Origin of the sequence: Alteromonas sp. RW2A1, from assembly GCF_001886475.1 — a bacterium.
In the GTDB taxonomy this organism is placed as follows: domain Bacteria; phylum Pseudomonadota; class Gammaproteobacteria; order Enterobacterales; family Alteromonadaceae; genus Alteromonas; species Alteromonas hispanica.
In genome coordinates, this window is sequence record NZ_CP018031.1 from 1,877,180 (window position 1) to 1,896,217 (window position 19,038).

Consider the following 19,038-nt stretch of genomic DNA (forward strand, 5'->3'; position numbering starts at 1 on the left):
AGCATCATTACGCCCACTTAAACTTTATAGCTCATAATGTTACTTTTTTGTAAACTTTTCTATTAATTTCGACTAGTTTAAGCACTAGGTTCACGTCCTAGCGCAGACCTAAGGTAATGTCACTTATATAAAAATTGCCAGTATAAACTTGATCATTTTTCCCGTGGGGCTCTAAGGCGAAAAACTGCTTCTCTTCCTCTCCCAATGCTTGATAGCCACCTATTACCTGATACAGCCATACTTCTGGATCAAACTCAAGCTGCTGCTCTTCAAAGTAATCAAGCGCTGTTTTTGGCTGTCCAGAATCAATAACATCACAAAAATAGGCCTCAACCGCGTGTTGTAGTGGATCTTTTACTAACGAAAGTGTTTCCTGCTCTGTGACATTAATATCATAGGGTTTACCTTCATCTACAGTAGCCCGTTTTTTGTGAATGTGAGTAAGGGTTGCCACCATTTCCTGATAGTCTTGCTCTTGCGCCACGTTATTCACATCAGCAGCGGCGTGCCCAATGATAGAAGCACTTTGATTGAACAAAACAGGAACATTAGTGAGGTTGGCGTAATTTCCTGGAGCAAAATCTGGCTGCTGCTCTACGTGTAACAAAAACCCTTTAAGTAGACGTGTCCGTCCCTGAAATTCTCTGAAGCGCCCAAGTAAGTCAAGCAACCTGGCCTGTACCACAGATAGCTCTTGGGCTGCTTTTGAGAAGCGCTGCTGCAGAGATACCACCAAAAGGTGCCTTAGTTCTCGATTGGAGCCAGCTATTTCACTTAATTCATCGAATCGAAAGCATTCAAGTTGTGCCAGTAAATCTGTCACCTGTTTTTGTGCTAACTCATTTTCGCGTATTTTGGCATCAACTGAAGAAACATATCCAAACTCATTATTAATTCGGCTAAACATAACCCTAACGCTGTTGCTCAACGTTTCCGACAGCTGATAGACATGCTCTGTAAGATCGCTCATATGCGCAGCAGCTTCATTAAATTTGTTGTAGTGCAGCGCTTCTTTATAATGCTCGGTAAGGGTTTTTAAACTGGCAAGCGATGCACCAACGTTGGCATTTATCGTTCTGTTTCGCTCGTCTTGCAGGCTTCCCTCAAGAAGGGTACGAACCGCGCTTTTCAACCGCAACTCGCTCTGTGCTTCTGGCCGCCACAGCACACCTAATTGCACTAACTGCTCTAGCACTTTTGAACTGTGATCGCGCTCTTTCACCGAACCGTTGATATAAGCCTGCATGATTAAGTCACTGTGGCGACCAAGGGCGTTAAGTAGCTTGGTGCCTGCTTGCAGTAAAACTTGGCTCATATTAGGTTACCCTGTGATACTGCGGCCTCCGCCTGCTCAGACAAGCTCAGCGCTTCGGTCTCATCTATAAAGCGTAATGTTTCATACAAATGTTCTATTTTTCCCGTACCCAAATAAATTTGTTTGTCGGGATTTGGCTTAATCAAATATCCTAACTCAGTGAGACGCTTAAATACCTGTTTTAGCTGGCCGTCTACATTAACACTGGTAGAGCCAAACATTCGATATCGAGAAATTTTCTCTAATTGCTCACTATACGCTGGCGTATCTTCAATGCTCGTTTGTAATTCATTTAGACGAATAGCGCTGCCCATGGTAATTGGCATATCAGACTCGTTAGCCTGTTGTACTAGCAATAACCATTCGATAAGCGGTACAAGGTTTGATGCCGTTTCTTGAAACTGCTGAGTGAGAACTTTGCGCTCTTGCTCTCCAATTGTTGAGTAACTCGCAAAGAAAACATCGCCCTCTGCCGTGGTAGAAAGCGTGCGATTGAGTAACGATAAGTGGGGCTGTAATTTTTCAGCGTTATCGTTACTTTTCAAAAAGCGCCACGCTTCCTCGTCAGTTACTTGACAAATAAACGCTCCTTGCAAAAGCGCACTCAATACGCGACCTTGCTCTGTCATCATGCCGATGCTCCTCGTGTTTCTGCATCATCTTGTTTTTTTGCTTTTATTCTCGCAGCAATTGAACTCGCTTTCGGTTGCACCACCTGCAGCTGACGAGTGACCTTGTCAATAAGGTATCGATTTTCAAACAAGGTAAGTACTTCTGATTCAGGGTTTGGAAATGCGCCAACAACGCTAATGTTATTGTTTTGACACGCATCAAAAATCTTTTTAACGTTGCTTTGGTGCAGCGTGCCTAACTCATCGATAGGCCAATGAACTGTCGCTGCCGCATCCTGGCGGAGCAGACGAGTGAACGCTAGCAAGAACTTACATAAAATCAGGTAGGCCATACCGTGGCTCGACGACTCATTGAGCTGTCGGTCTGTTCGAATAACAAGGTCGCTGTTTCCTTCTCGCAAATGCAGCTCAATATCAAGCAGTTTGCTGATACCGCCGGTTAATGCCGCTCGCCCTAGAATATCGAGCACTCTTCGCATACTTTGGCCGTACTCTTCTTCTGGAAGCTCGTTAGCGCCCTCTTCTATCCAATACTGATAATGCTTTCTGAACTGTTCTAGTTCTGGCCAAAACTCAAGCTCGCTAATTCTAGAGCGGATTTTCACTGCGGAGTCTGACACACCGTCCAGGAAGAGTTCCCCATCTACCTCTTGAGTAATTCTTCGGCTTTGCGACACGATACGTTTGTCGATATCCGCCAATACAAAATAGTATTGAGAAAGATCTGCGCCAAAAATTCGTCCTTGCTCGCGCAGGCCTTGAAGTTTCTGCGGCACGATGACGTTTAGCAGCTGCGAAAGGTGGGAAACCATGCGGCGGTGGTCAAAACTTTTCACGCCATGCGTGTTTATTGTTGCACATTCTTCACGCGCTCGCTCCCATGTATCTGATAAACCTGTGCCCGCCTGAGCCGCAATTAACTGGTCAAAGCGTTCAACATAGGCACGAATATCACTAAGCAAGTTTTCACGCTCTTGAAGCTGACTTTGCACTTCGGAAATACGCTGACCAATACTCACATCATCGTGCTTAATATCAGCAGCATCTGCAGTGACATTAAGTGAAAGCTTAGAAAGAGACTTACTGAGATTTTTCACCTGTTCCAAATTTTCAGAGGCGGTTTTAAGCGCGCTCTCTAGCTGGCTGTGTTCATCACGCAGCTGCTCTCGTTTTGTTTTATAAGCACTTTGTTTACTGGCTAAACTACGCTCAGATTCTCCAAGTGACTTGCGAGCTTTTGAAAGCCCTTCCTGCCATATAAGCTTTTGTTTGGTGAAAACGTTGGTATACCAGCGTTCATAGTCGGCGACTTTATGACGATGGGTTTCAGTTCGTGCGATAGACTCTTTAAGGTGATTAATTTGTTTTTTCAGCTGGCCAATTTCATCAATATCCACACCGCGATTATTTAACTCGCTTTCCAGCCAATCTTGCATGTCTTTGCGGTCTTGAGCTGCACTTTCTTTTGCCTTACGCATGTCATTATCAAGCTGAGATATACGTGCATCAGAATCTGAAATAAGTTGCTGCCAATGAAATTTATGCTCGGTTTCGGACTCTCTTTGTTGGGCAGCTATTTCATCGCGACTTTCCTCAAACTGAACCTTTACTTGCTTTTGGCTCTGCTGATTAGCCTCCAGCTTTGTTTTTGCTTTTTGTTTGCGCTCTGACAGAGCTTGTTGGTACTCGCTAAGCACAGTGTCTCTATCTTGTTGAGCACGTTTACGACTTGCCTCTGCACTTTTCACTACATTATCTTTTTGAGTAAGCACTAACTCGGAGTTACGCACCTCTTCATTTGCTTTTGCTAGCCGCTGCTCGCATTCATTTTGCGCAGCTAGTGCTGCGGCTTGGCGTATTTCGGCGTCTTGAAGCTGCTTTTTCAGCGCTTGTTCGGTTAGCGCATAATCTGGTGTATCTAGCTCTTGAAGCGCTAGCTTTACCCCCATAAAGGTATCACTCTCGCCGTCCATCTGAGGTGCTAAGTCGGTTCGGTCTAACAATTCTGGGCGTATCACTTTGCCCAGTGAAACTTCCCACTCTTCTACGTTTGCACGTAAAAACTCAAGAAGAGATCCCTCTCCCGGATAAAGCAGTCCGTTAATTTTATCAACGGCCTTTTCTTCGTGTTGAAAAGAGGTTCTGGCTCTATCCAGCGCTTGAGAGCAAGTTTTGCGATATTCACAGGCTTTAGAATGAGCTTGTTGTGCCTGCCTAAGCTCGGTTCTTGCAACATCCTCATTCACTGACGCCTCTTTTATAGCCGCGTCTAAAATATCCAGTTGTGATTGTTCAAACTCGTTGTAGCCTGCGTTACTCAATGCGGCCTTTAATTCTGCCTCAACAACTTTTAACTCGTTCACACTCGTTTGATATTCACTGTTGAGCGTATTGAGTTGAGCAGTATAATCATCGCGAATGTTACCCAGCGCCTCTCGTTCACTTTGCTGCTGCAAAGACTTTTGTTCGGCTGCTTCTTGGCGCGCTTCTGAAAGCTCTTCCAAGGTAATAGAGAGCGTTTCACCAAGCTCAGCCAGTCGCTTATTATACGCTGACTCAATATCTTGATGCTTTTCTGTTAATAGCGCATATCTGCTGTCGCTAAGTTCTTTTTGACTGTACCACTGAGGCAAATTACCAACATCTTCTTTCAGTTGCTCGATATCTTCCTCTTGCCACTTATCAAATTCACTTTCTACATTTTCTAGCTCAATAGTGAATTTTTCTACATCGGCTCGTGCAGCTGAAATAACCTGATTTAGATGGTCGCGGTTATCATGCCACTCGCTATCAACTTGTTTGCGTTGAAAGCTATTTTCATCGAGTTCATTTTTTGTTGTTTCTACGCGGGCAGATAAGTGCGTTTTATCAAGCTCAAAGGTATGTTTTAAGGTAGCCAACTGCTGTTCGGCAGTGCTCAGCGCCATATCGGCTTGCTCGAGTCTTGAAAACTCAGGCCTTATCTTGTCAAACTGCTTTATAAGCTGACATTCTTTTATCCAGTCATCGACACGGTGACGACTCAACCCAGAGGTAGGTGGCGTTACGCCGTCTTCTTCCAATATGGCGGCAATCATGGCTTTGATAGTTTCCATCTTGCCTTCTTTAGAGTGCACAGCTTTGGCGAGTTTTTCAATGTGGCGCATGTGCTTTGACGATTCACATAAACTAAATAGCTTCGCGTACCCTAAGACTTCTCTTGCTGTATTGCTCTGATTTAAAACCCCGTGATCGTTTTGAATAATGGCTCGAAAGTCTTTGGTGTTGAGTAAGCTTGTTACTGTAACATTGCTTCGCTTCATTGCTCGAGCGAGTTCCGCGCTGCCCACACTGACATGCTTACCATTTTTCTGTTCAATGAGGTAATCGCTAATATCAAACGCTTTTCCAATTAAACGGTAATTAACACCTGTACCGTTGGAACTTAATACAGCTTGGCATAAGTCGCCGTCTGCGCGAGCATATTCGTAAATAATAAAACTAGAGAGGCGCGGAAGGTACCATCGTTCAAAGCTATCGCGGGTCGCAGGAACTACTCGGCTTGGATACTCGCCATAAAAAACTGGGATAAGCCGCTGAAGTGTTGTTTTACCGGAAGCGTTTGTGCCACATATATTGGTATGTCCATCAAGCTTTAGTTCAACGACACCAGGCAAGTGAGTATCGATAAGAATAATTCGTTTTAAGCCTGCCATAAAATTCCTGTTTCAGTTTTATCTTTCATTTGTGCCAGGGCTAATTTAAGTTCGTGTTTTGAATCAGCCACATGCCACAACGTAAAAAACCTCAATAATTGGCATTCATTGAGGCTTTTCTATTTATTTTTGTTTGGTGTTCAACCGAAGTCCAATTTTTAAAATCACCACTTTAAAGCAAAGTGATTACCTCGGTGGGAATCCGCCAGGACCACCGCCAAAGCCGCCCGGCCCTCCTGGACCACCAAAACCACCACCTGGAGGTGTCATGCCCTTCATCTGACGCATCATTTTTTTCATGCCGCCACCAGACATCTTTTTCATCATTTTCTGCATTTGAGTGAACTGCTTTAATAAACGATTCACGTCCTGAATCTGAGTTCCTGAACCGGCCGCAATTCTGCGCTTACGCGAGCCCTTGATGATATCTGGGCGAGCTCGTTCTCCAGGCGTCATTGAATTGATAATCGCTTCCATTTGGTTGAATTGCTTATCGTTAGCCTGCTCTTTAATCTTCTCTGACATGCCGCCCATGCCAGGAAGCTTATCAAGCATTCCCATCATACCGCCCATGCTTTTCATTTGCTCAAGCTGATCTTTAAAGTCGGCGAGGTCAAAGCCTTTACCTTTTTGAACCTTTTTCGCAAGCTTTTCGGCTTTAGTTTTATCGACCTTACGCTCAACTTCCTCAATTAAACTGAGAACGTCGCCCATACCTAAAATACGAGACGCTATTCGCTCTGGATGGAAAGGTTCAAGAGCATCAACTTTCTCGCCCATACCAATAAACTTGATGGGCTTGCCGGTGATATGGCGAACAGACAGCGCAGCACCACCACGAGCGTCACCGTCTGCTTTCGTGAGTATGACACCGGTAAGCGGAAGCGCATCATTAAACGCTTTGGCTGTATTTGCGGCATCTTGCCCCGTCATCGCATCAACCACGAAGAGCGTTTCAATGGGTTTCACCGCACCATGAAGCTCTTGAATTTCGCTCATCATGTCGCTATCGACATGAAGCCTACCTGCGGTATCGACAAGCAACACATCATAGAAACCCTTTTTGGCTTCGCTGATTGCGCTTTCTACAATATCAATTGGTTTCTGCAAAATTGTAGATTCATGAAAACCTACATTAACTTCATTGGCAAGAGTTTCTAACTGCTTGATAGCGGCTGGTCGATATACGTCAGCACTCACTACCATGACTTTTTTCTTTTCGCGTTCCGTAAGATATTTTGCCAGCTTACCTACAGATGTTGTTTTACCCGCACCTTGCAAACCCGCCATTAAAATTACGGCAGGAGGCTGAGTAGCTAAATTTAGCTTTTCATTGGCCTCCCCCATCACCGCTTCTAACTCAGATTGTACAATCTTGATAAAGACTTGGCCGGGTTTAAGGCTTTTGCTCACTTCTGCGCCCACAGCGCGCTCTTTAACTTGGGCAACGAAGGCTTTTACAACTGGCAACGCAACGTCGGCTTCTAATAATGCCATGCGCACTTCGCGAAGCGTATCTTTTATATTGTCTTCTGTGAGACGGCCCTTGCCACTTACATTTCGTAATGTCTGGCCAAGGCGTTCAGATAAATTCTCAAACATAGTATGAAACTTCTTTTGATTTCAGACGTAATGGGAGCATTGTAACTTAAAAGGCGCGTAAACAAAATCAAGGAGATGGTTGAATTTGATCGTGAGTTGCAGTATCAATAGCGACTCAATCGGCGACGATTTACCTAATTATCACAGGAAGAATAATGAACACCCTTTTCGCCATTTCTGCTGCCCTACTTTATGTTATGGCCGCAGCAGTGTTAATCGGCAAATTTGTACACCACGAAGGGCCTAACAAACGTCTTGCACTTTCTTTGGCAAGTTTGGGTGCCATCGCGCATATCGCATTTCTAATAGGTGTGATTATTATTGCTCCAGGACAAAACATGAGCGTTACCAACGTACTCTCCTTGGTGTCGTGGATAATTACTGTCTCTATGCTGATTTTTGCACGCGCTATACCAAACCTAATTTTGTTACCCGTGGTCTTTGGCTTCGCAAGCCTAGCCGTGCTTGCCGCAGCGTTTATTCCCGTTTCCTATATTATGCACATTGCGCTGCAGCCCGGACTTGTTGTGCATATAAGCCTATCGCTGTTCGCCTATTGCACACTGGTAATTGCGTTTCTTTATGCTTTACAGATGTCGTATATCACCTATCGCCTAAAGCAAAAAGGCGCTGCACTACTACACTCTTCACTGCCGCCACTCATGTTGGTTGAAAATATTTTATTTAAATTGCTGCTGGCAGGAACATCGTTGCTCACAGTATCACTTATCAGCGGCTTCATCTTTTTAGATGACATGCTAAGTAAAACTTATGCTCACAAAACCGCTCTTTCTGCCGCTGCTTTGGTTGTATTTTTGGTACTGTTAGTAGGTCAGAAAGTGCGAGGATGGCGAGGAAAACAAGTCATTCTTATGACAATAACCGGTGTAGTTCTACTTACACTGGCTTACTTTGGCAGTAAATTAGTTCGCGAGCTGTTGCTGTAGTAGAATATCGCGAATACCATAGTGACATTAATTTGCGAGCAAGCGAGAGCATAAATCTCTTTTTAGCTTGAATTTTTTTAGCTCAAAATCATGCCTCTCAATGGCTAGATTTGAAGGCTGTTAATAGATAGGAAACCATCTTTTTGGACGACATATCAACGAGTACGCTGTTTATTGCGCTCGGCGTACTCATATTATTATCTGCATATTTTTCTAGTTCAGAAACCGGAATGATGTCGATAAACCGCTATCGACTAAAGCATCTTCAAAGCGAAGGGAATCGGGCCGCTAAACGCGTACAGAAACTTCTCGACAGACCTGACAGGCTTATTGGTCTTATTCTTATCGGTAACAACCTCGTAAACATTGCCGCTTCATCCTTGGCTACCGTGCTCTGTATTCGCCTTTTTGGTGACTATTGGGGAATTCTGGCAGCAACGTTTGGCTTAACTCTTATTCTTCTCATTTTTGCGGAGGTTACGCCTAAAACCTTGGCAGCCCTGTATCCTGAAAAAATAGCATTCCCAAGCTCCATTATTCTGCTTCCCCTACTCACGATTTTATATCCGTTTGTGGCGGCTATAAATGGTATTACCAACGGAATCTTAGCACTGCTTCGAATAAGCCCCTCTAACGGTAACGATGACTCGTTAAGCCGAGAGGAATTGAGAACAGTGGTTTTCGAGGCCGGCACTATGATCCCTAAAAAACACCAAGATATGCTGGTAAGCATTCTCGATCTAGAGAGCGTAACCGCTGAAGATATCATGGTGCCCAGAGCCGAGATTTTTGCAATCGACATTAACGACGATTGGAAAAAAATACAAAAAGCGCTTACTCATGCCCAGCACACTCGGGTGCTGTTATATCGTGATAGCGTAGACGACGCCGTTGGTTTTGTTCACGTGCGTGATGCTCTGAGATTGTTATCCAAAGATCAGTTTACAAAGTCGAGTTTGTTGCGGGCTGTAAGAGAGATTTACTTCACTCCAGAGTCGACGCCGCTGCACACGTTAATGTACAAATTTCAGGCTGAAAAAGAACGTATTGCTCTGGTTGTAGATGAGTATGGCGATATTATGGGCTTAGTGACACTAGAAGATATTCTCGAAGAGATCATTGGTGACTTCACCACTAGTATGGTTCCAGATCACAGTAAAGAAGCGCACGTGCAACAAGATGGCTCAGTGCTTGTTGATGGCAGTGCTAACGTCAGAGAACTGAATAAAGAAATGAATTGGAATTTGCCAATTGAAGGCCCTAAAACGCTTAATGGTCTTTTATTAGAGTATTTAGAGGAAATTCCGGAAAATAAGGTGAGTGTTCGTCTTGCTGGTTATCCGTTGGAAATTGTCGATATAACGGAAAACATGATTAAAACCGTGCGAGTGATGCCTGAATATTACCGCGAAGAAAAAGGCAATACCTCAACCTAGGCCTTTAGGACTTGAAGCCTTATAAATTACTGTTCGTCGGCAATTCGCTGGGCTCTTTTTTCAAGCGCCTTTGCTTTTGCCGCTGCAACCTTCTCTGACAATACAGACAGTTTTGCAATAATAACCTGTGTCTCCTCGTCTTCGCGCAAGTCTGCCTCAGCCATATGCGACTGAAGTGAACGCTTGAGGAGCTCAGGAATAGATTTGCTATCCATTTCCCAACCCTTCGATAAATACACTGACACTCTCAAAAGAAGTATCGGCGCGCTAACGAATAACTTAATACTTAGAAATGAAAATAACTCGACAAATTGCTAACTCAATGTGTTAGCAGATAATTTAAATAACTAAGGCGTGTGTTTGAGCTGTTTCTAGATTCCCTGGTAATGGGTCATCAAAGTGCCACTGTGGCTGCTTAAGGAATATTTAACAACCGCTATAGAAGCGGTTGCAAACAGACTGGTTGTATAAGATTGGCAAAGCTCATCGACGAGATAGCTCACTAGCGGCATGTGACTGACTATGAGAAGCTTTTTTATAGGTCTGTTGCCGTTAACCGACGCATGGATACGAGCTTGAATGTAATCGCTCACTAACTTTGGTGAGCCATCTGGCGTGATATCTTCGCTCATTTCGAGCTTTTCCGCCGTGATTGTTCGCGCTACTTCGTCAAGTGTTTGGCGTGCTCGGCGATAAGGACTGTGAAGTGTTACATCAACGCGGTTATCTTGGCAGAAATGTTGATTAAGCCATAATGCAGCAGATTGAGACTGTTGCCTGCCTAATGGAGTAAGCTGGCGGCTTTTGTCATCTAAACATGGTGATTCTGCTTCGCCATGACGCATAATAAAGATAAAAATGTCGTCGTTGCTACTTTGACCTGACATAACATAGCGCATAGTATTAGTGGATATTGGTAAAGATATCAGAGAGCTGATAATACGACTAGCGCTAACCGTTGAATAGCGAGTATTTTAATTTTCTATTCGTATTAATCTACATATTTAACCCCCACTCCAGAAGTAAGGAGTCTAGCGCACAACAGGATGACATGAATAACACCATAAAGTTTGATAATGCTCATCACACCACTCTGCCTAACGGATTGCGTGTTATGACTTGCCATACTCCTGATGCAAATGAGGCCCACGTCTCCATTGCCGTGCGAGCTGGACATTTTTACGATCCGAACGACTGCCAAGGACTTGCTCATCTACTCGAACATATGCTGTTTATGGGCAGTCGACATTTCCCCAAGCCCAACGCAATAAACGATTTTATCGCGCAACATGGCGGAACATTAAATGCGTGGACTGGGACAGAATACGCCAATTATCACTATAGTTGCCATGCAGGGGCACTAGCGCAAACGTTGCCTGGGTTTGCGGATATGCTTCGCCAGCCATTGTTCGAAGAGTTGTCCATCGAAAATGAGGTCAAAAACATTCACGCGGAATTTGAGTTCAAGAAAAAAGATGATTTGCGACGTCTTTACCAAATTCATAAAGAGACATGCAACCCAGAGCACCCGTTTTCGAAATTTTCAGTAGGAAATAGCGATACTTTTTCTAAACATACCTCGTTGGAATTAAAACAGCGACTTAAGTCAATGCATCAGCAACGATACTGTGGAAAAAACCTGTGTTTATGTATCGCCAGCCCCATGCCGCAAAAGCAATTAGATGCGTTGATCCTCCAATGTTTTGGAGGATTCAGCACAGGACAACTTGCCAGCGACACTTGGCCACCACTTTATCGTTCTGATGAGCTAGGCATTCAAATCAATATTCAGCCTCTTCAATCAGCAAAACGTATGATAGTGACTTTTGCACTTCCTCCCTTGCAAAACGACTATAAATGCAAACCTCTAAACTATATAAGCCATCTGCTCGGTGACGAAGGAGACGGTAGCCTGTTAGCTTTTTTAAAAGAAAAGGATTGGGCATTAAATTTGATTGCGGGAGCTGGTATCGAAGGCGACGGATTTAAAGACTTCAACGTCAGCTTTCAACTTACCGATGAAGGTCTGGAAAATAAATATCAGATTTTAGAGGCGTTGTTTAGCTATATTAAGCTAATTGAGAAAGCCTCTGGCGAAGCTTGGCGATATGAAGAAAAAGTGCAGCTTGATACCTTGGCACTAGAATACGAAGAAAATATAAAACCCTTAAATCTGATCACTGATTATGCCCAACACCAATTTATATTTTCGCCTTCAGAGCTAAACGTATTAAGAACGACAATTGGTAATTTTGATCAGGCTGTCATACTCAATGCCTTATCCTACTTTACCCCTAGTAACATTCGCTTGAAGGTTATATCTAAAGGTGTAAACGTCAATAGAACATGCGCATTTTATGAGGCTATGTACAGTGTTGAGAAGATTTCAAAAGACACAATAGCAAAACTGGATACCCCTCGAAATATCGCTTCATTGGCTTTGCCGCCGCCTAACCCTTATCTGGGCAGCGAATATCAACTCGCACTTCCCGAACCCGGCTTTCACTTACCGAACAAACTCATCGAGCAAAAGGGGTATCGTTTTTGGTTTGCGCAAGACCAACAGTTTCATAGCCCCAAAGGAGATATTTATATTTCATTTGATGCCAAGGGCTTTTCAGATTCTCTCAATGCTGTTGCAGCGAAGCGCATTTGGCTGGGCGCGCTGAACGACCATTTACAGGCAAAGTATTACCGCGCTGAAATTGCGGGGTTGCATTATCGTATTTATGGTCATCAAGCTGGATTCACCTTACATACCCGTGGTTTTACCAATCAACAAACTCTCCTTGCGGCCCAATTAATGGATGCGGTGGTCAGCTTTATTCCAAATCAACGAGATTTTTCGCATCATAAGCAACTTCAAGAACAAGCATTACACAATGCCCTATTGAACAAACCAACTAATAGACTATTTTCTCGATTAAGTGTGCTAATTCAGCGTAATACTCAAGCGCCAATAGAGCTTTTAGACGTCATGTCTGAAATCTCTTATGAACAAATGTTGGATGCTAGAGAACGTGCGTTCGGTCATTATTTTGCTGAAGCATTTATGCATGGTAATTGGAATACCACCCATGCAAATGAATATGCCCAATCGCTGTCTAATAGCTGTGGTAACGCGACTGGCACTCCTCTCTCCCGCGCAGTTTCGAAGCTGCCGACTGGCGAAACTCTCTATCATCATGTGAATTGTAAGCATGACGACGGCGCCGTGGTATTGTATTTACAAGCACCAACGGCAGATTTGTCTGACACAGCACTTTGCATGGTGCTAGAGCAAATGTTAGCCGCTCCGTTTTTCAATGCGCTTAGAACGGAGCAGCAGCTGGGCTATATTGTTGGCACTGGCTACGTGCCCCATAATCAGCACCCTGGTATTGCCTTCTACATACAAAGCCCAGAAAGGGAACCTAAATATCTGCTAGACGCGATGACTACCTTTTTGTTTCAGCAGTTAAATGAGATCGAGTTCTACCGCTTCTATTGGCCCACTATTCAGCAAAACCTGCTAAAGCAATTAGAAGAAAGAGATTTAACACTTTCGATGAAATCTCAACGACTGTGGGTTAGCCTGGGCACTCAGGACTTAGCATTTGATAGGCACTTGAAACTAGCAGAATGCGTTAAAAATCTCTCCTTTGAAGAAATTCAGGTTTTCGCCGACCAATTAGCAAAACGAGAGCGATGCGGTGAAATAGTACTCTACTCCGATGGCAAATTCCCCCCCATGCATTGCCCAGAAAAACGCTCTATCAACAGCATTACCGAATTCAAGCAAAAAATTCCATATCATTGATTAATAATTCTTTATTGCAGTCGATAGATATATAACGCAGCAGTGATTTTTGGCTAAGAACTAACCCGTTGTGACCGCAATCCCAAAAAGTCCTTGTGGAGACTGCCTGAATTGGGCATATTAATTTCTCTAGTTGTTAGGGATGCGGCTGGAACCTAATTTAAAAATAAAAAATAATCGGCGTAAGCCAAAGGTGTTTAGGTGCGCTCAACCCTAATAAAAACTGTGTTTCTCTTGCTATTGCTTATGTCAGAAAGTTTCTCTGCCGAAGCGATCGAATTATCAGATTTACAATTTACAGAATTAAACAAGCGACAGGGGCTCTCCGATACTGCAGTACTCGATATTGTGGAAGACGACATGGGCTTCATATGGATAGCGACATCAAATGGCCTTAATCGCTATTCAGGCTATGAAGTAAAGCAATACCACCCTTCAGATATTGACCCTAACTCAATTCCTTCCGGATTCGTGCAAACACTGTTTTTAGACTCTGCAGGTACTTTGTGGGCAGGGACCAATAGTGGTTTGGCAATGTACCGAGCTGAAACCGACGACTTTAAAGTATTTAACCAAGAAAACTCGATCATAAAGTCGAACTCAATAACCGCAATCAGCGAAGCTACAAATGGAGAAATTCTGTTTGCAGACGAAAAGTTCCTTTATCGGTATAACGACGATGAAAAAAATATAATATCGGCAAAACAGGTTTTCACTGAAAGTACTTACGTTAAAGTGATATTAGATGAGGCAAATAGAACGTGGATTGGCTCAAACGAGTTTGGCGCCAATATTATTGATAAAGAAACCAACGAAGTTTCAGATTTAAACAAAGTTAACCCATGGGGTATAAATCTTAACTCGGCCGCACTTCACGATATTAAAGTTATAAATGGTAACTATTGGCTTGCCACTAAAGATGGTTTAAAGATAGTAAATGCCCGAGGTAAAACCATCTTATCTAAAAACGGGGATGACTTGGGGTTTGAAGGAAACCTAAATACCTTAAATATTACCGCAAATGATGCCGATATTTGGATTGGAACCACGTCTGGTCTTTTTGTACTGAGTAACGCTGCCGCTCAAGAGATAACCCCTAATTCACAATTCGATGCCTTACACCTCAATTCGGATAATTTTGAATCTACTGGATTTCCCGCGGCAAGTATTATGAAAGTTACCGTAGATAGGACAGGTGTAGTGTGGGCAGGAACATTTCGTCAGGGAGCGTTTAGGTATCACCCAGAATATGCCAGCGTGCATTATCAGCCAGTTTACAACTCTGATAGACAGACTGAGGACAATTATGCCGCGGTGTGGGCTTTGGCCGAAAATGCTGATGACGAGTTGATTATGGTGACTCAACAGCGCGGTCTCGCCAAATATGATAAAGAATCTGGCAAAGTTGTTTATTTGGAACTTGCGGAAGAAAATCCCGTAGAATCAAACTTTTGGGATTTGGCAGTAGATTCACGAGGCTATTATTGGGTGGCCTCCTCCAATGGTTTAATGGCTTACAAAGAAAAAAATGGAAAAATATCGAGAGTAGCTCATCTTTTTAAAGATGACGTAATAGACCATATTCACTTTCATGAGGACACTATATGGGTTTGGCTGGGAAGACTCGGAGCTTTTTCAATAGATACAAGTGCCTTAAACAACCCCAATAAAAGTCTGACTGAGTCTAAATTGGCTATAGATGGTCTGCTAGAAGATTCATTTCCTTTATTTTCAGACAGTCTGAACAGATTATGGTTGAGAAACGAACAGGGATTAACGATAGTATCGCCCTTTACAAGAAAAATAATTGGCAAGATATCTCAGAGGCAAGGCCTCAACTCGCAAGTGTATTCTATTTATGAGACGGCCGAGGCATTTTGGCTGACCACTCGTTCCGACGGCGTTTTGATGGTTGATAAAGATTCACTGGAGATAATAAAGAGGCAAATAAGAAACGACCGGAATGGATACATCTACTCTTCTGTGGGCGTTGACCGAAGCATTTGGTACGCAGATGCAGCGGGAATTCATCAAATAGCACTTCCCTCACTAAGCCAAGACACTCTTATTCCCTACTCTGAATTAAGTTACAACAGCTTGGGGGAGTCTTCTGTTTTCATTTCTCGAGATAATTCAATTTATTTTGGTGGCATCAAAGGCTACAACAAGATTTCCAAAAACATCTATAATCAGGATAGCACTAACTCTCAAACTTTGATGCCTCAGCTTAGTCAGCTAAGAGTTTTCGGCGCCACAAAATCAATAGAACAGCAAAAGGCTAAAGGATCAGACCAGCTGCAAAACTTTGCGCTGAGTCAAGATGTTCGTCTTCACAAAAGAGTAACACTTGCACACGATGAAACAAGGTTTAGCCTCTCTTTTGAATTAGTCAACCCAGTATATCCCTCACAAGTAAGCTACCGTTACAAACTAACAGGCTTAGATTCTGGTTGGATTTATGTTGAAAATGGACGCGTCGCACAGTTCAATAATATCGGCTTCGGTAATTATATTTATGAAGTACAAGCCAAAGAGCCTGGCAAAAATTGGTCTAAGAGCAGAACGCTAAATATAGAAATAGAACGACCGCCTTGGCTTCATGCAGTTGCGTTAGTCTTTTATGCATTAATAACGATAGTGATAATTACCTTCCTGGTGCGCCAGCTTCAAATTCGAAAAGCCAATCAGCTGGCAATAAAAGAATCTGAAGAAAGACTAAAGCTCACGTTGTGGAGCTCAGGAGACGAATTATGGGATTGGGACGTGTACCGCGGGCAAGTTTACCGTGCTAACACATGGGGAACACTGGACTTCCCTCAAGATGATATTCGTACTACCGGAGCCTACGATGCGAACATACACCCCAATGATCTTAGCAGGGTAAAAGAAGCTCTAACATCGCACCTTGAAGGAAATACTGATTATTATGAGTTGGCCTACCGAGCAAAGACTTTCAAAAATCAGTGGATTTGGATCCTAGACAGAGGAAAAGTGGTAGAGCGGGATCACAATGAGCAGCCAATTCGCATGACTGGCACACTCAAAAATATTCACCACCTTAAAGAAGCCGAAGAGCAGCTAAACCTATTCAAACGCTCTATCGAAAACATCTCGGAAGGTGTCTTCATATCTAACACTAAGTTTAAATTTATTAGCGTTAACAATGCGTATTGCGGATATACCGGTGAAACCCGCGATCAAGCGCTTGCCAGTTATATGCACTTTCATCTTTACCCCGATGCATTTACGGAAGAAATTAAGAAAACCTTAAGAACAAAGGGCAACTGGAGCGGTGAAGTCGAAAGCGTACGTATGAACGGTGACCGCTTTGAGATAGAGCTCAATATTGATGCTGTACATGATGAAGACGGTAAAATAAGTCATTTTGTGGGCGTTTTCAGCGATATCACTTCGCGTAAAAACACTGAAAAAGAACTATTGAAGCTTGCCAATACCGACCCATTAACGGAGTTACCAAACAGATCGTTTTTCCAAGCAAGTCATCAGAATTTGGTAAGAAAAGGTGAACAGCATGCCCTGCTGTGCCTTGATATGGATAACTTTAAGAAAATTAATGACTCTCTTGGCCACCAAACTGGCGATATATTGATCAAACAAATTGCTAAACGTCTGCAGAGAATTACAGGGAAGAACGCCACCTGTTATCGTCTGGGCGGCGATGAATTTAGTATCTTAATGGAGAACAATGCTGATATCCATACAGTCACGCATTGTGCACAAAACGTATTAGATACCCTGTCGCGCCCGTTCATAATAAACAAGCAGGAGTTTGTTCTGGGCGCAAGTATTGGCATAGCCTTTTTCCCTGACGACGGTTTGTCGCCGCAAGAAATGTTGAAAAATGCAGATACTGCCATGTACTTTGCGAAAAATAACGGTGGTAATAGCTATCAATTTTTCAGCGGCGAGATGAATCAAAACGCCGTTCGTCAATTGCAAATTGAAAACCTGATAAGACAGGGCATTAAAGATGACTTATTTACGGTTTACTACCAGCCCAAAGTGGATATTACTTCAGGTAAGCTAGTGAGTATGGAGGCTTTAGTACGCTTCGAACATCCACAAAAAGGTATTGTGAGCCCAGGACAATTTATTCCTCTTGCAGAGCAAACCGGTCAAATTATCGAAATAGGTGAACAGGTACTAAGAAAAGCCTGCGCCGATACTAAACGATGGGTTAGTCAAGGCTTGTTTACTGGCCGCGTAGCGGTAAACATTTCTGCTAAGCAGTTCGAGTTACCAGACCTTGATGAACGCATTAATCGGATATTGAGCGACGTAGGGTTATCGCCACTGCATTTAGAATGCGAAATTACCGAAGGCACCCTTATGGAAAGCCCCGAAAATGGCTTGCAAATGATGATGCGCTTAAGAGAGCGCGGTATTCACTTGGCATTGGATGACTTTGGCACAGGTTACTCTTCTCTTGCTTACCTTAAGCGTTTTCCTCTTAATACGCTTAAAATTGATAAAGCCTTCATTGATGACATTGCGAAAAGCAATGTAGACAGACATATGGCAGCGGCAATTATCAATATTGCGCACAATTTAGGTCTTAAAGTGGTAGCAGAGGGGGTAGAGGAAGAGGCACAACTGAATATTCTACGTCGCTATGATTGTGAAATGTTGCAAGGTTTTCTTTATAGCAAACCATTAAACGCAGAACGTTTTGAAAAACTTCTCACTGAAAATCAACAGCTAAACTCCATTCTTGGAAACACCAGTATTCAGTAAATAATTAAGGTTACAACTTTCTTTAGCTACTTTCTTAAACATCAAATATATCTTTCTCTTCTCGGGTAGGCGATTACCTGCCCCCTTCTATTTTATACCCGGCATCACTTCACCCATTAGGCAAAAGTTTATTAGACTTTTGGTTAAAAAAACCGTCAAAAAACCATCAGAATCACAATAAGACACTGAATTATAAAGACTTTTCAAAGTTGGCACAGCTTTAGCAACAAGTAAAAGTGTCGACAATAAAAAATAACATCGACTTTGTTTGTTCATTTAAAAAAATAAAATCAGAGGAAAAAGACATGTTAAAAGAGTACGCAGTTGCACTAGTACTATCTACCGCCACTCCAGTTGCTGCCGACAAGCAAGAAGGCGCTAAACAAGCCCCAGAGTCGCAAAAAGAAGTGGCAACACAAACAAATTACGTTCCAAAGCCTCGCTCTGGCATGGGCGGCCGTGGTGTGGGTTGGTAAGCAACACTAAAAGAATTTCAAAAAAAGAGAGTCTAGCTCTCTTTTTTTATGTCTGTCTTTTACAACCTTCAAGTATCTAAGCAGACTACTGTTAATCAACGTGGCTACAGACGCAAAGCTGCAATTGATGGCACTTGTTTTCCGATATTGAGTTTGCAATTAGGGGGCTGCCGTTGCAGGGGGACAGGCCGTTACAGGGCGTTCAGGCCGCGATGAAGAGATTATTAAACCCTACAGCACTGCGCCAATGCATATGGCGCGAAATTGAGAACATGGGGAGTATTATAGGTCCGAAGATTAACCCAGCTGCTGCCCACCGTTTTGCATTCATTCCCCACTTAAACGCCTCAACATAAAAATAAACACTAAATATTACGCTTA

At 43.1% G+C, this 19,038-nt stretch carries 11 protein-coding genes; 5 read left to right on the forward strand and 6 right to left on the reverse strand.

Annotated features, from left to right (window positions below; genetic code table 11):
- Nucleotides 1–97: 97 nt before the first annotated feature.
- From BM528_RS08470 to ffh, 4 genes are all read right to left on the reverse strand, one after another.
- Nucleotides 98–1,315: a phosphoenolpyruvate carboxylase gene (locus tag BM528_RS08470; protein WP_071979506.1), complete on the reverse strand. Its 1,218-nt coding sequence runs from the start codon at nt 1,313–1,315 to the stop codon at nt 98–100.
- Nucleotides 1,312–1,947, reverse strand: a complete 636-nt coding sequence (locus tag BM528_RS08475; protein WP_071979507.1) for a condensin complex protein MksE — start codon at nt 1,945–1,947, stop codon at nt 1,312–1,314. The genes BM528_RS08470 and BM528_RS08475 overlap by 4 nt, the downstream gene beginning before the upstream one ends.
- Complete coding sequence (locus BM528_RS08480) at nt 1,944–5,642, reverse strand: ATP-binding protein (RefSeq protein WP_071979508.1); 3,699 nt, start codon at nt 5,640–5,642, stop codon at nt 1,944–1,946. Before BM528_RS08480 ends, BM528_RS08475 begins: the two co-directional genes overlap by 4 nt.
- Before the next feature lie 186 nt (nt 5,643–5,828).
- The gene (gene ffh, locus BM528_RS08485; RefSeq protein ID WP_071979509.1) at nt 5,829–7,244 is read right to left on the reverse strand and encodes a signal recognition particle protein; all 1,416 of its coding nucleotides are present in this window, start codon (nt 7,242–7,244) and stop codon (nt 5,829–5,831) included.
- A 155-nt stretch (nt 7,245–7,399) separates the two neighbouring features.
- Between ffh and BM528_RS08490 the strand changes: the two genes are divergently transcribed.
- Nucleotides 7,400–8,191: a cytochrome C assembly family protein gene (locus BM528_RS08490; protein WP_071979510.1), complete on the forward strand. Its 792-nt coding sequence runs from the start codon at nt 7,400–7,402 to the stop codon at nt 8,189–8,191.
- 143 nt (nt 8,192–8,334) lie between these two features.
- Nucleotides 8,335–9,627, forward strand: coding sequence for an HlyC/CorC family transporter (locus BM528_RS08495; protein WP_071979511.1), 1,293 nt, complete (start codon nt 8,335–8,337; stop codon nt 9,625–9,627).
- Between the two features lie 26 nt (nt 9,628–9,653).
- Here BM528_RS08495 and BM528_RS08500 read toward each other — a convergent pair whose 3' ends face one another.
- Nucleotides 9,654–9,842, reverse strand: a complete 189-nt coding sequence (locus BM528_RS08500) for a hypothetical protein (RefSeq protein ID WP_071979512.1) — start codon at nt 9,840–9,842, stop codon at nt 9,654–9,656.
- 156 nt (nt 9,843–9,998) lie between these two features.
- A complete protein-coding gene (gene sixA / locus BM528_RS08505; protein WP_232230613.1) occupies nt 9,999–10,514 on the reverse strand; it encodes a phosphohistidine phosphatase SixA in 516 nt (171 codons plus the stop codon).
- A gap of 164 nt (nt 10,515–10,678) precedes the next feature.
- Between sixA and BM528_RS08510 the strand changes: the two genes are divergently transcribed.
- The 3 genes from BM528_RS08510 (at nt 10,679) to BM528_RS18645 (ending at nt 18,657) form a co-directional block, all read left to right on the forward strand.
- On the forward strand, nt 10,679–13,426 hold the full coding sequence (locus tag BM528_RS08510) for an insulinase family protein (protein ID WP_071979514.1): 2,748 nt from the start codon (nt 10,679–10,681) through the stop codon (nt 13,424–13,426).
- 201 nt (nt 13,427–13,627) lie between these two features.
- Nucleotides 13,628–18,181 (forward strand): EAL domain-containing protein, encoded by a 4,554-nt coding sequence (locus BM528_RS08515; RefSeq protein ID WP_071979515.1) that lies wholly within the window; start codon nt 13,628–13,630, stop codon nt 18,179–18,181.
- 305 nt (nt 18,182–18,486) lie between these two features.
- Nucleotides 18,487–18,657 carry a hypothetical protein gene (locus tag BM528_RS18645; RefSeq protein WP_198033603.1) on the forward strand — a complete coding sequence of 57 codons (171 nt, stop codon included), beginning with the start codon at nt 18,487–18,489 and terminating at the stop codon, nt 18,655–18,657.
- Nucleotides 18,658–19,038: the final 381 nt, after the last annotated feature.

Excerpts from the sequence above, each read along its gene's own strand:
- BM528_RS08500 (WP_071979512.1), bottom strand. The coding sequence starts at position 9,842 with ATGGATAGCAAATCTATTCCTGAGCTCCTCAAGCGTTCACTTCAGTCG.
- BM528_RS08480 (WP_071979508.1), bottom strand. The coding sequence starts at position 5,642 with ATGGCAGGCTTAAAACGAATTATTCTTATCGATACTCACTTGCCTGGT.
- sixA (WP_232230613.1), bottom strand. The coding sequence starts at position 10,514 with ATGTCAGGTCAAAGTAGCAACGACGACATTTTTATCTTTATTATGCGT.
- BM528_RS08475 (WP_071979507.1), bottom strand. The coding sequence starts at position 1,947 with ATGATGACAGAGCAAGGTCGCGTATTGAGTGCGCTTTTGCAAGGAGCG.
- BM528_RS18645 (WP_198033603.1), top strand. The coding sequence starts at position 18,487 with ATGTTAAAAGAGTACGCAGTTGCACTAGTACTATCTACCGCCACTCCA.
- BM528_RS08510 (WP_071979514.1), top strand. The coding sequence starts at position 10,679 with ATGAATAACACCATAAAGTTTGATAATGCTCATCACACCACTCTGCCT.
- ffh (WP_071979509.1), bottom strand. The coding sequence starts at position 7,244 with ATGTTTGAGAATTTATCTGAACGCCTTGGCCAGACATTACGAAATGTA.
- BM528_RS08490 (WP_071979510.1), top strand. The coding sequence starts at position 7,400 with ATGAACACCCTTTTCGCCATTTCTGCTGCCCTACTTTATGTTATGGCC.
- BM528_RS08470 (WP_071979506.1), bottom strand. The coding sequence starts at position 1,315 with ATGAGCCAAGTTTTACTGCAAGCAGGCACCAAGCTACTTAACGCCCTT.